We start from the raw sequence: 12,366 nt of genomic DNA on the forward strand, positions 1-12,366 counted from the left end.
AAAAATAATGAAATATTTAATCACTGGCGGCGCAGGCTTCATTGGTTCAGCTATAATCCGCTATATTATACGAAACACTGAAAATGAAGTTTTAAATATTGATAAATTGACCTATGCGGGTAATTTAGAATCTTTGGCTAAAATTGAGCAAAGTTCACGCTATCATTTTAATCAGATTGATATTTGTGACGCTGTGGCTTTGGATCGGGCGATAAAAGATTTTCAACCTGATGTTGTGATGCATTTAGCCGCTGAATCGCATGTAGATCGCTCGATTGATGGTCCAGCAGCATTTATTCAAACCAATATTGTCGGAACTTATACTCTTTTAGAGGCCGTTCGAAAATATTGGTTAGCCTTAGATGCAGATAAACAAAAGAATTTCCGTTTTCACCATATTTCTACAGATGAAGTTTATGGTGATTTAGAGGGAACCACAGATTTATTTACAGAAAAAACGCCATATGAACCGAGTTCACCTTATTCCGCCAGTAAAGCGAGTTCGGATCATCTGGTTCGGGCATGGCATAGAACTTATGGCTTACCAACGATTGTGACCAATTGTTCAAATAATTATGGGCCATATCATTTTCCAGAAAAACTGATTCCTCTGGTTATTTTGAATGCACTTGAAGGTAAAGCATTGCCCATTTATGGCAATGGTCAGCAAGTACGTGATTGGTTATTTGTCGAAGACCATGCCCGTGCCTTATATACGGTAGCGACCCAAGGTCAGGTTGGGGAAACTTATAATATTGGCGGCCATAATGAAAAACAGAATATTGAAGTTGTTAGAACAATTTGCCAACTATTAGATGAACTTCAACCACGAAGTGATCAACAGTCTTATGCATCTTTAATTACCTATGTTGCAGACCGTCCAGGGCATGACCTACGTTATGCTATTGATGCGAGTAAAATAAAAAATGAGCTGGGGTGGGTGCCGCAAGAATCTTTTGAAACGGGTATTCGTCAAACTGTAGAATGGTATTTGAGTCATTTAGACTGGTGCCGTAGAGTTCAAGATGGCAGCTATCAACGCGAGAGACTAGGAGTAGATCAATCATGAATACAAAAGGAATTATTCTCGCAGGTGGTTCTGGAACACGTTTGTACCCCATTACCAAAGGCGTATCAAAGCAGCTGTTGCCGATTTATGATAAGCCGATGATTTATTACCCATTGTCAGTTTTGATGTTGGCGGGTATTCGTGAAGTGCTTATTATTACCACACCTGAAGATGTTGACAGTTTTAAACGCTTATTGGGGGATGGCTCACTGTTTGGTATTGAGCTGACTTATGCGGTACAGCCAAGTCCAGATGGCTTAGCACAGGCATTTATTATTGGTGAAGATTTTATCGGTCAGAGCAATGTTTGTTTGGTGCTAGGTGATAATATTTTTTATGGTCAAGGCTTTACGTCAATGTTGAAACAAGCGATTACACGCCAACAAGGTGCGACAGTATTTGGTTATCAAGTCAAAGATCCTGAACGTTTTGGTGTGGTTGAGTTTGATCAAAATAAGTGTGCGATTTCCCTTGAAGAAAAGCCAAAACATCCAAAGTCTAATTTTGCGGTAACGGGTCTTTATTTCTATGATAATGATGTCATTCAAATTGCCAAACAAGTCAAACCTTCAGATCGTGGTGAGTTGGAAATTACCACGGTGAATCAGATGTATCTTGAGCGCGGTGACTTAAATGTAGAATTATTGGGCCGTGGTTTTGCTTGGTTAGATACGGGTACGCATGAAAGTTTACTCGAAGCGGCACAGTTTGTTGAAACCATTGAAAAACGCCAAGGCTATAAAGTGGCATGTTTAGAAGAAATTGCTTTTAACAATGGTTGGTTAAGTACGGAGCAAATTTTAGAAATTGGTCGGAGCATGTGTAAAAATGAGTACGGTCAATATTTAATTTCATTGGTAGATGATCAGATATGAACAGCCCAATTTACGTAACTCAGCCAGTCTTGCCTGAATTTGATGAATTTATTCCTTATTTAGAGCAAATTTGGAAAAATAAAATTTTGACTAATTGTGGCCCATTACACCAACAACTCGAACAGGAACTCTGTGCATATTTAGGTGTGGATTATATCTCGCTATTCAATAATGGAACTATCGCATTAGTAACAGCACTACAGGCATTAGGTTTAACTGAGGGTGAGGTTATTACTACACCTTATACATTTGTCGCAACTGCACATTCTATTGTTTGGAATAATTTAACTCCTGTATTTGTTGATATTGATCCGAAGACATCTAATATTGACTCTATAAACGTTGAAAAAGCGATAACAGATAAAACAGTCGCAATTTTACCGGTGCATTGTTATGGCATTCCTTGTGATGTAGAAAAACTGCAAGAAATTGCGAATCTACATAATCTTAAATTAATTTATGATGCAGCGCATGCTTTTGGTGTAATACATCAGGGCAAAAGCTTATTAAAATATGGTGATTTAAGCATAATGAGTTTTCATGCCACAAAAGTGTTTAATACTTTTGAGGGGGGAGCAATTGTTTGCCATAGTGCTGAAATGAAACAACGTATAGATCGTTTAAAGAATTTTGGCATTGTGAATGAAAGTACCATAGATGATATTTCTTTGAATGGAAAATTAAGTGAGATACATGCTGCGCTTGGCTTGCTTCAATTAAAAAGTATTGATCATATTTTACAAGCACGACAGAAAATTGATCGTATTTATCGCAGTTCATTCATAGATATAGAGGGTATACGTTGTATAGAGCGCATAGATTTAGTAAAAGATAATTACTCTTATTTCCCAATAGTTATTTCTGAGCCATACCCACTCAGTCGTGATGAATTATTTGAAAAATTGAAGCTCAACAATATTTTTGCAAGAAAATATTTTTATCCGATTATGACTGATCTAGCTGTTTATAAAAAATATCAGTCAGACACCCCCGAAGCCAAACGCTTGTCAGAGCAAGTACTTTGCTTACCTTTATATCCAGATCTTTGCATGGAATCAGTAGAAAAGATCATTAATTTAATTAAGGATAATTAATGGCTTTTTTAACAGAAGATCAAATTAAAGCAATGGGCTTTGGTTGCGTAGGTGAAAATTGCTTACTTTCAGATAAAGCCTCTTATTATAATTGTCAAAATATAAGAATTGGAAATAACGTAAGAATAGATGATTTTTGTGTGCTATCAGCAGGGGATGGGGGGGTAACTATAGGGAATTATATTCATATTGCAGTATATAGTTCACTGATAGGCGCTGGAAAAATAGTGCTAAAAGATTTTTGTAATATCTCATCTAGGGTGGCAATTTATAGTAGTAATGATGATTATAGTGGTGAGTTTATGACAAACCCTATGGTACCTAAACAATATACGAATGTTGAAAACTCAGATGTTATCATTGGAGAGCATGTCATTGTCGGATCTGGAACTGTGATTTTACCTGGCGTGACTTTAGAAAAAGGTGTAGCTATCGGGGCATTAAGTTTGGTAAATAAAAGTTGCACAGAGTTTGGTATTTATATTGGGACTCCAGCAAAACGAATTAAGGAAAGAAAGAGGGATATACTCAAATTAGAGATAAAACTAAAAAATAATGGATTTGTTTAATATGAATATATTAGTTTCAGTCTGTATTGTTACATATAATCAAGAAAAATTTATAGAGCAGACCTTAAAAAGTGTTCTTACCCAAGATACTAATTTTCAGTATGAAGTTATTATTGGGGATGATTGCTCAACTGATTCAACTAGAAAAATAGTAGAAGCTTTTTTTCAAAAGAATCAGGATATTATTGTTCCAGTGTTTCATGAGAAAAATATAGGGCCTGTGGAAAATATTAAGGCGGTATATAGAAAGGCTAAGGGTAAATACATCTATCATCTTGATGGGGATGACTTGGCTCTTCCGAATAAATTGCAACGTCAATTTGATATTATGGAATCCAATTCCGATTGCTCAATCTGTACGCATAATATGCGATATATTGATGCTGAAGGAAACAAAGTACGAGAATGGACGCATCAAAACGGTAAATTTGATCTAGATTATTTATATCTACATTTACCTTTTTTTGCACATTCATCAAAAATGTTTAGAAATGATTTTACGTTTGATTATTTTAATGATTTACACCCTAAAGCATTAGATATAGAAATTCATATTGAGCAGGCTAGAAAAGGATTTATTTATCATTTAAATGAAGAATTAGGTGCATATCGTGTAGATGTCGGAATTAGTATTATTGGGAAGAAGATTAACCCAATTTTACCTATGGGTATCATGAGAGCGTACGATAAGAAATTAGTGGAAGAAAAAGATTTAGATAAACTTGAAAAATTAAGAAAAACTTATTCTAAGTATGCACTTCAATATGCTCGTCAATTTTACAAAACTGGTAGTGATTATGATGTTTATTGCTTATTGGTGAGAAAATCTTTATCTGTAAAATTTTATACAGTAAGGCAAGTATTTTTCTATATACTTAGCCTATTACCTAAAAGTATTGTGTGGAAGTCTGACTAATTGTATTTATTTCAATCGCACAAATCTAAAAATATTTATGCCTATTATTTATACCGATATTGTATAGAAATATATTGATATGTGTTTGATTTTATAAATTATTATAGAGTAAAACTTGGGGCATAAATATTTTTTAGGAGCTAATGCTAATTTAGTAGTTTGTTAAGTAAACAAATCACGAATGCCAGAGGAGGATTCATAAGTAGCCACAGGAAGGAATACCGAGAGAATTCGCTTCGGCTAATACTGCAGGATTTTCCTCATAGAGAGAAGATATAATCATACTTTTGCGTTGGAGTTGTAATAGCACCTAAACGTATATTTTTAAGTAAGTATCTGATGGATCTTCTTTAAACATTTTTTACTCTAACTTCGATGATTTTTTGTGATTGACTTTAGGCGTATTTTACGTAATAGGTCTAATACAAATGATAATTTCCATTGAATGTTTAATTTTAATATTTTCCAATTTATATTTTCTGATGGTATAGGGCTGTGCATTACTTCACGCAATAGATCGATTCTAGGTTGCATCTGTGCCTCTAGATTATATAATTCTCGCACACGGTGCATTCCATTTTCCCCAATCATTTTGAGAGCATAAGGGTTAGCATAATAGTTTTCGATCTTATCAACAATATGCATAATATTGTATTGGATTAGAACAATATCTTCTCCATCTGTAAAATATCCTTCTGCAGAATTGAATTCATCCACTGCGAAGATTGCACTACCTCGTAGTGCTGCTTCAGTACAACTTGCTGTGGGAAAACCATCGAATGAACCTGGACAAATTTTACCACTGATATTAGGAGATATAATAATATCAATATTTTGGAAAAAGCTATCAAATTTTTCTGGATCTAATGAGCCATGGAATTCGATACGATCACTTAAGGAGCTAACATCAATAACTTGGGGATCAAATGGTCCTACAACATGAAAGTACATGTCCTCATGATATTGACGTAATATAGTCGCTACATTCACAAAAACATCATATCCTTTATCCTGACCATAGGTTGTATATTTATGTGCCATGAAACAGATATCTAAGCGGGATTTGTCAAAACCCCATCGATGTTTCATAAAGAGAGAATCTGCCTTTGGAAGCTCTGGCATAACAACACCAAAGATCATTTGGACTTTTTCTGGCGGGCACATTCCCCGACTGATAATATAGTTATAAGTTACCTGTTGAGTTACGATTACCTTCTGGAAGCAGGGGGAATTAAAAACCCGTTTAAGCTTACGATCACATATTTGATCATTTAGAAGAAACCCTCCTCCTGGATAAAGAGTGAAAACAAATGGAACTTTAGCAGCCTCAATTTGTGGTAATAGTGAAAAAACATTATTTAAAAAGGTTACATAAACTAAGTTGGTTATGTTCAAAGGAAATTTATCGACACATTGTATTACTTTGTGGCTAAGATTAGGAAACTTCTCCCGATAACTACCAATAACACCAGCTATGGGTTTTTTCTCAAGAGCCCCAATGTTTTTGCCAGAAGTAAGTATTAATGAGTTATTAAATTCATTTAAGTATGCAGTGAATTCAACGTAGCGAAAACCACTTTTCAATGAAGGAAAAACATCATCAATAATTAAAAGATCAAATTTATTTTGTTTTCTAGAATTGCTTTTGTAATCAAGGATATTCTTAGACAGTTGCAGAAATTGATTTTTATCAGACATATCACTATTGTCGATGAATTTGTTAACCATAAGAGAATTCTCTTTGTAATTAATCAGAAAATCATATCCATTTCCTGATCCCTCTAAATTCTTAAACTATTTCTGCTCAAAGTTTCGGTGCTAAATAAACTAGCCGTTTGCAGAATAGCTTCTGATTTGATTGTAATAGATCTCAATATATTCAAAATATAGTATCTACCTCTTTTCGAGTAGAAAGGACATTGCCATATATGAGCTATTATGCCACCGTTGGGAATTGTTCTCAAATGAATAAAACATTCTATTGATATCAAAATAAATTAATATTTATAGCAATTTGGCGTTATTTTCTACATTGGGGTATCTAACTGCCGTAACTTAAGTGGTGATTATCTTCTATAAGCATTGATATTACCGTAACAATTTCGAAAACGCTTATAAGACCATAAATACTGTTCAGGAGCGATATTAATCATAGCTTCTAAATTTTGATTGAGATTATCCACGGAAGTTTGTAAATTTTTGGATGAAATTTCCTCGGGAAGTCGTGAACAATGGATATTAAAACCAGAAACTTCATCACGAATACAACCGAGTCCAATGATATTACATTATGTTTTACTGGCTAATTTTGATACCAATGTTGTTGATAGTATTTTTTGTCCAAAAAAAGGAGGAATAAATTCCGCCAGATTCTTTAGGTAGATGGTCGGGTAATATTACCGTCAAGCCACCTTTTTTTGAGGTGCTTAAAGATTGAATGCACACCATTTTCATCAGTTGGAACGAGGGTGGAATTTAGTCATTGGAGGCCAATCGTGGGGCTAGAAAAAATTTACTCAGGTTTATCCGCATTGCCTTTCAGCACCATATAAATCAACCCGACAAAGATCATAAAGGCGCCGCCAAGGCTGCTGATGCAAAACACGACAATACGGTTATAAGTGGTTAAATTGAATAATTGATTATCCACGATGTAGCGCATGAAAACCCATTGCACGATAGCAAAAACGATTAAAACGATTGCGCGACGGCGGACTTCAGGACGCATAGCCATAAGAATGCTCACAGCAAAGTGGAATAGGGCGCTATTATGCCACCGTTGCCTGCCGATCTCAATGCAATAAAAAACCCTGCATAGCGCAGGGTTTTTTAACTTCAGCAAAAGCGCAATTAAGCTTCTTTCGCTTCAGCTTTCAGCTTTTCACGCAGGCGGATGCCCAAGTCGCGCAGCTGATTTGGCTCAACCGGCGCAGGCGCCTGAGTTAATGGGCATTCTGCAGTCTTGGTTTTCGGGAAGGCAATCACGTCGCGGATAGAAGTCGCGCCGGTCATCAGCATCACTAGGCGGTCCAGGCCGAATGCCAAGCCGCCATGCGGAGGCGCGCCGAATTTCAATGCATTCAGTAAGAAGCTGAATTTTTCTTCGGCTTCTTCTTCGCCAATGCCTAAAGCTTCAAAAATCGCTTTCTGCATTTCCAGCGTGTAAATACGCAGAGAGCCGCCGCCGACTTCAGTACCGTTCAGCACCATGTCATAAGCGACAGACAGCGCCTGGCCCGGGTTGTTCTTCACTTCTTCAACGCTGGATTTAGGCAGCGTGAACGGGTGATGCACAGAGGTCCATTTGCCGTCATCGGTTTCCTCAAACATCGGGAAGTCAACCACCCAAAGCGGCGCCCATTCGCAAGTCGCCAGTTTCATGTCATGGCCGACTTTAATGCGCAAAGCGCCCATCGCATCGTTCACAACTTTGGCTTTGTCCGCACCGAAGAAGACGATGTCGCCATTTTCAGCGCCAACGCGTTTCAGCAAATCAAGCACGATCGGCTCGATGAATTTAACGATAGGCGACTGCAGGCCTTCAATGCCTTTCTCAAGCTCGTTGACTTTGATGTAAGCCAAGCCTTTCGCGCCGTAGATGCCGACAAATTTAGTGTATTCGTCAATCTGGCTGCGCGGCAGTGAGCCTGCGCCCGGCACGCGGAGCGCGACAATACGGCCTTTCGGATCTTTAGCCGGGCCTGCAAATACTTTGAACTCAACATCCTGCATCATGTCTGCAACGTCCACCAGCTTCAGCGGAATGCGCATATCCGGTTTGTCAGATGCATAGTCGCGCATCGCGTCTGCATAAGTCATGCGCTGGAATTTGCCAAAGTCAACATTCAGAAGCTCTTTGAACATCTTAATGGTCAAAGTTTCCATCAGATCCATAATGTCATCGTCGCTCATGAACGATGTTTCAACGTCGATCTGGGTGAATTCAGGCTGGCGGTCTGCGCGCAAGTCTTCATCGCGGAAGCATTTGGCGATTTGGTAGTAGCGGTCAATGCCGCCGACCATCAGCAATTGCTTGAACAGCTGCGGCGACTGCGGCAGGGCATAGAAGCTGCCGTTGGATACGCGGCTTGGCACTAAATAGTCGCGCGCGCCTTCAGGCGTAGCGCGGGTCAGAATCGGCGTTTCAACGTCAAGGAAGCCGTTTTCTTCGAAATAGTTGCGGATCAGGTTGGTCAGCTTAGAGCGGAAGCGCAGGCGGTCCAGCATTTCCGGACGGCGGATGTCCAGGAAGCGGTACTTTAAGCGGACTTCTTCAGAAATGTTGGTATTTTCGTCATTCAACGGGAATGGCGGCGTTTCAGACGCTGCAAGAACTTCAATTTCTTTGCCTAAAACTTCAATTTGACCGCTGACGATATTGGCATTTTCCGTGCCTTCGTAGCGGCGGCGCACGCGGCCGGTAATTTTCAGCACGTATTCAGAGCGCGATTTGTCAGCGGTTGCAAAGGCTTCCGGAGTGTCCGGATCAATAACCACCTGCACAAGGCCGTCACGGTCGCGCATGTCCAGAAAAATCACGCCGCCATGATCGCGGCGGCGGTGCACCCAGCCGCAGAGTGTCACTGTCTGGTCAATTTGAGCTTCGGTTAAAGAACCGCAATAATGAGTTCGCATCATAGCGTAAAAAATCCAACTATATGGGTTAAGGAAGCGAATGCGTAAACAGCGCACCGCCTTAGAAAAAATTAATCTAGGATTATGCCTCTTTGAGGAGGCCGTCACAAGAACTAGATCAAAAAACCGCGGGAAATCGCGCGGTTTTAGCGCTGCATCCGCCTGCTGCTTCAGCCCATGCGGTGTCCGCGGTCTAGAACGGCAAACAGCAGGCAGCCCAAGCTGAACATCAGCAGGCTGCCGTGGGCAAACTCATTCAGCAGGCGGCCGGTTATTTCATATAAGTCTGTGCGCCACAGCTGGCTGGAGGGCGAAATGTTAAACAGCCAGGCCTGCAAAGCGCCCGCGCCCAGCGAGGCAAGGGCCAGGCCCCAGGCAAAGCGCCTGATTTTAAGGCTGACGGGAAGATGCTGCTGATAGCTTTGATAATAGCGCCAGCTCATCCAGCCGATCAGCGGCAGGGCGGCGATGGAGCAGCCGATTTGCAGGATGCGGTGCAGCGGATAGGCCTGGCCCAGCAGCATGATGGGCTGGCTTAAAGCCTCTTTGAAGGCGAAGGTGCGGAAGTCGGCATGGGTCAGCCCGTCCCAAATCAGGTGCGTGGCGGTGCCGGCGATCACCGCGGCGCAGACGGCGCCCAAAAACCTGAATGCAGCCCATGCGCTGTAAATGCCTAAGTCATGCTGCAGGCCTAAAAAGCGGTAAACCGCAGGGCGGTACAGCAGGTACCAGGCTGCGCAGAATGCCAGGCCAATCCATAAATCAGGATGAATCAGCGCGCTCCACAAATGCGTCACATTGGTGCGCTCTGCAGTAAACAGCCGGAATAAATCCGGCACCATGCAGCCGATGGCTAAAGCGGCGGTGGGCAGGCGCCCGCCTGTAAGGCGCGACAGCGGCGGCGCTAAAACAGCGTGAGATAAGGTAAAAGGCATTGATCCTGCTGGCAATTCAGCAAATTAGTTCTAAAAGTCCGCAGGCAGTCTAGCGCAGGATGCAAGAAAGAAATGTTTTTTATTGCAAAGCAAATGAAATGTTATATTATAACAAAAATTGACAAATAACCTGTTTGAGCCAGCCCAATGCGCCTTAAAAAGAATTTAATTACTGCTTCACTTTTCGCCGCCGCCGCGCCGCTGGCATTCGCCGATGAAAATGCCGTTCAGGCGCAGCGGCTGGACACCATTCAAGTGCAGGTGCATCCCTTGGCGCAGACGGCTGCGGATTTCGCCGCGGCGGATCATATTGTCAGCCAGCAGCAGTTGGCGGAGCGCCCCGTCACCATTGGCGATGCGCTGGCAGGCGAGCTGGGGGTGTCTTCCAACCAGTACGGCGCTGGCTCCAGCCGGCCGGTGATCCGCGGCCAGGACGGCCCGCGGGTCAAAGTGCTGCAGCATGCCTCTGAACCGGCCGATGTGTCTGCGCTTTCGCCTGACCATGCGGTTACTGTCGATTCGGTCCTAGCCAAGCAGGTTGAAATCATCCGCGGGCCGTCAACGCTGCTGTATGGCGCGGGCGCCGCCGGTGGGCTGGTGAATGTGACGGATCAGAAAATTCCAGCGCAAATGCCGGAAAACGGCTATGAAGGCCGGGCCGGGCTGCGCTACAACTCCGGCAGCGATGAGAAGCTGGCCAGCGCCGGGGTTACGGCTGCGCTGGGCGGGCAGTTCGCTGTGCGGGTGGAAGGCTCCAAGCGCAAAGCCAACAACTATATTGCTCCGGATTATTTCCATGATCATGATGATGAGCTTGAAAAAGAGCGCCGCGTGGACAACACCTTTGCCGAAGGGCAGACCGTGAATGTCGGCGGCTCATGGATTCATGACCGCGGCTTTGTCGGCGCTGCCTACAGCAGCCGCCAGGACAAATACGGCCTGCCGGGCCACAGCCATGAATATGAAGACTGCCATCCGCATGGCGACGAGCTGGATTGCCATGCGCACGGGCCTGCGCCCGTACCCGGCCACGGCCATGCGCATGAAGAGGAGCATGCAGGGCCTTGGGTTGATTTGAAATCGGAGCGCTATGATGTGCGCGCGGAACTGGCGCAGCCTTTTGCCGGCTTCCAGAAATTGCGCGCGCATGCCAGCTATACCGACTATCAGCATGACGAAAAGGAAGAAAGCGCAGTAATGACCGCCTTTAAAAGCAAGGGCTATGATGCGCGCGTGGAGCTGGCGCATCAGCCGGCTGCAGGCTGGGAAGGGGTGATTGGCGCGCAGTACAATCAGCAGAAGCTGGACATCCGCGGTGAAGAAGCGCTGATGAATCCAAGCAAAACGCAGAAATGGAGCCTGTTCGGCCTGGAGCACAGGCAGTTTGGCGATGTGCATGTTGAGCTGGGCGCGCGCGCGGATCAGCAGAAGATTGACATTGATTCCGCGCAGAAAGGCTTTGATGATTACGCTATTTCCTATTCGGGCGCAGCCAGCTGGGATTTTGCGCCGGACTATAAGCTGTCTTTGTCTGCATCGCATCAGGAACGGCTGCCGCTGGCGCAGGAGCTGTATGCCAAGGGCAAGCATTTTGCCACCAATACCTATGAGCGCGGCAATCAAAATCTGGGCGCGGAAAAATCCAATAATCTGGAATTGGGCCTGCATTATGAGGCGGACCGGCTGGATTATCACGTGCATGCCTATCACAACTGGTATGACAGCTATATTTACGCCGCCACCACCGACCAGCATGAAAACTTCCGCCTTGTGGACTACACGCAGGACAAAGCCAAGTTTTACGGCATAGAAGCTGAAACCGGCTATGCTTTAAGCGACAGCTACAAGCTGAGCGTATTCGGCGATTATGTGCGCGGAAAAATTGACGGCGAAAATGCGCCGCGCGTGCCTGCAGGCCGCTTAGGCGCGAAAGTCAATGCCGGCTTTGCCGGCGGCTGGTCAGGCATGGCGGAATATTCCCATGTGTTTAAGCAGGATGAGTTCGCGGCCTATGAGCAGGAAACCGCCGGTTACAATATGCTGAATCTCGGCCTGGCCTATGCCGCAAAGTACAGCAAAGCCGGCGATTACCGGGTGTATTTCAACGCCAATAACCTGCTGGATGATCAGGTATATTCGCATGCCTCTTTCCTGTCGAATATTCCGCAAACCGGGCGCAACTTTACGGTGGGCGTTGAATTCGGCTTCTGATTCCGCCTGCGGCCGCAGCGCGCTGAACAGGCTGAAATCACAGAAATCCTCTTGAAAAATCA

10 protein-coding genes and 1 pseudogene are annotated in these 12,366 nt (G+C 43.2%); 6 read left to right on the forward strand and 5 right to left on the reverse strand.

The window, feature by feature from the left end:
- Positions 1 to 7: 7 nt before the first annotated feature.
- From rfbB to BEN74_RS13750, 5 genes are read left to right on the forward strand one after another with little or no spacing between them, the layout of a single operon-like run.
- Positions 8 to 1,069: a dTDP-glucose 4,6-dehydratase gene (gene rfbB, locus BEN74_RS13730; RefSeq protein ID WP_068909895.1), complete on the forward strand. Its 1,062-nt coding sequence runs from the start codon at positions 8 to 10 to the stop codon at positions 1,067 to 1,069.
- The gene (gene rfbA / locus BEN74_RS13735; RefSeq protein ID WP_068909297.1) at positions 1,066 to 1,944 is read left to right on the forward strand and encodes a glucose-1-phosphate thymidylyltransferase RfbA; all 879 of its coding nucleotides are present in this window, start codon (positions 1,066 to 1,068) and stop codon (positions 1,942 to 1,944) included. The genes rfbB and rfbA overlap by 4 nt, the downstream gene beginning before the upstream one ends.
- Complete coding sequence (locus BEN74_RS13740) at positions 1,941 to 3,038, forward strand: DegT/DnrJ/EryC1/StrS family aminotransferase (RefSeq protein WP_068909295.1); 1,098 nt, start codon at positions 1,941 to 1,943, stop codon at positions 3,036 to 3,038. The genes rfbA and BEN74_RS13740 overlap by 4 nt, the downstream gene beginning before the upstream one ends.
- Positions 3,038 to 3,607, forward strand: coding sequence for an acyltransferase (locus BEN74_RS13745; protein WP_068909293.1), 570 nt, complete (start codon positions 3,038 to 3,040; stop codon positions 3,605 to 3,607). Before BEN74_RS13740 ends, BEN74_RS13745 begins: the two co-directional genes overlap by 1 nt.
- 1 nt (position 3,608) lies before the next feature.
- Positions 3,609 to 4,523, forward strand: coding sequence for a glycosyltransferase family 2 protein (locus BEN74_RS13750; RefSeq protein WP_086374254.1), 915 nt, complete (start codon positions 3,609 to 3,611; stop codon positions 4,521 to 4,523).
- Positions 4,524 to 4,889: 366 nt separating this feature from the next.
- On the opposite strand, the gene BEN74_RS13755 is transcribed toward BEN74_RS13750, so the two are convergent.
- The 5 genes and pseudogenes from BEN74_RS13755 to BEN74_RS13775 form a co-directional block, all read right to left on the reverse strand.
- Positions 4,890 to 6,251: a glycosyltransferase gene (locus BEN74_RS13755; RefSeq protein WP_068909289.1), complete on the reverse strand. Its 1,362-nt coding sequence runs from the start codon at positions 6,249 to 6,251 to the stop codon at positions 4,890 to 4,892.
- Between the two features lie 338 nt (positions 6,252 to 6,589).
- Positions 6,590 to 6,999 (reverse strand): annotated as a pseudogene (locus BEN74_RS19710) (lysophospholipid acyltransferase family protein); the annotation flags it as partial.
- A gap of 36 nt (positions 7,000 to 7,035) precedes the next feature.
- The gene (locus BEN74_RS13765) at positions 7,036 to 7,257 is read right to left on the reverse strand and encodes a hypothetical protein (RefSeq protein WP_068909286.1); all 222 of its coding nucleotides are present in this window, start codon (positions 7,255 to 7,257) and stop codon (positions 7,036 to 7,038) included.
- Between the two features lie 116 nt (positions 7,258 to 7,373).
- On the reverse strand, positions 7,374 to 9,161 hold the full coding sequence (aspS, locus tag BEN74_RS13770; protein ID WP_068909284.1) for an aspartate--tRNA ligase: 1,788 nt from the start codon (positions 9,159 to 9,161) through the stop codon (positions 7,374 to 7,376).
- Positions 9,162 to 9,328: 167 nt separating this feature from the next.
- The gene (locus BEN74_RS13775; protein WP_068909282.1) at positions 9,329 to 10,093 is read right to left on the reverse strand and encodes a DUF4184 family protein; all 765 of its coding nucleotides are present in this window, start codon (positions 10,091 to 10,093) and stop codon (positions 9,329 to 9,331) included.
- A 147-nt stretch (positions 10,094 to 10,240) separates the two neighbouring features.
- Between BEN74_RS13775 and znuD the strand changes: the two genes are divergently transcribed.
- Positions 10,241 to 12,304 carry a zinc piracy TonB-dependent receptor ZnuD gene (znuD, locus tag BEN74_RS13780; RefSeq protein ID WP_068909280.1) on the forward strand — a complete coding sequence of 688 codons (2,064 nt, stop codon included), beginning with the start codon at positions 10,241 to 10,243 and terminating at the stop codon, positions 12,302 to 12,304.
- Positions 12,305 to 12,366 lie beyond the last annotated feature (62 nt).

It is taken from the genome of Acinetobacter sp. WCHAc010034 (genome assembly GCF_001696615.3).
Classification (GTDB): domain Bacteria; phylum Pseudomonadota; class Gammaproteobacteria; order Pseudomonadales; family Moraxellaceae; genus Acinetobacter.

Bases quoted from the DNA above. Each gene is read 5' to 3' on its own strand.
- BEN74_RS13745 (WP_068909293.1), top strand. From the start codon at position 3,038: ATGGCTTTTTTAACAGAAGATCAAATTAAAGCAATGGGCTTTGGTTGC.
- BEN74_RS13740 (WP_068909295.1), top strand. From the start codon at position 1,941: ATGAACAGCCCAATTTACGTAACTCAGCCAGTCTTGCCTGAATTTGAT.
- BEN74_RS13750 (WP_086374254.1), top strand. From the start codon at position 3,609: ATGAATATATTAGTTTCAGTCTGTATTGTTACATATAATCAAGAAAAA.
- BEN74_RS13755 (WP_068909289.1), bottom strand. From the start codon at position 6,251: ATGGTTAACAAATTCATCGACAATAGTGATATGTCTGATAAAAATCAA.
- BEN74_RS13775 (WP_068909282.1), bottom strand. From the start codon at position 10,093: ATGCCTTTTACCTTATCTCACGCTGTTTTAGCGCCGCCGCTGTCGCGC.
- aspS (WP_068909284.1), bottom strand. From the start codon at position 9,161: ATGATGCGAACTCATTATTGCGGTTCTTTAACCGAAGCTCAAATTGAC.
- znuD (WP_068909280.1), top strand. From the start codon at position 10,241: ATGCGCCTTAAAAAGAATTTAATTACTGCTTCACTTTTCGCCGCCGCC.
- BEN74_RS13765 (WP_068909286.1), bottom strand. From the start codon at position 7,257: ATGGCTATGCGTCCTGAAGTCCGCCGTCGCGCAATCGTTTTAATCGTT.
- rfbA (WP_068909297.1), top strand. From the start codon at position 1,066: ATGAATACAAAAGGAATTATTCTCGCAGGTGGTTCTGGAACACGTTTG.
- rfbB (WP_068909895.1), top strand. From the start codon at position 8: ATGAAATATTTAATCACTGGCGGCGCAGGCTTCATTGGTTCAGCTATA.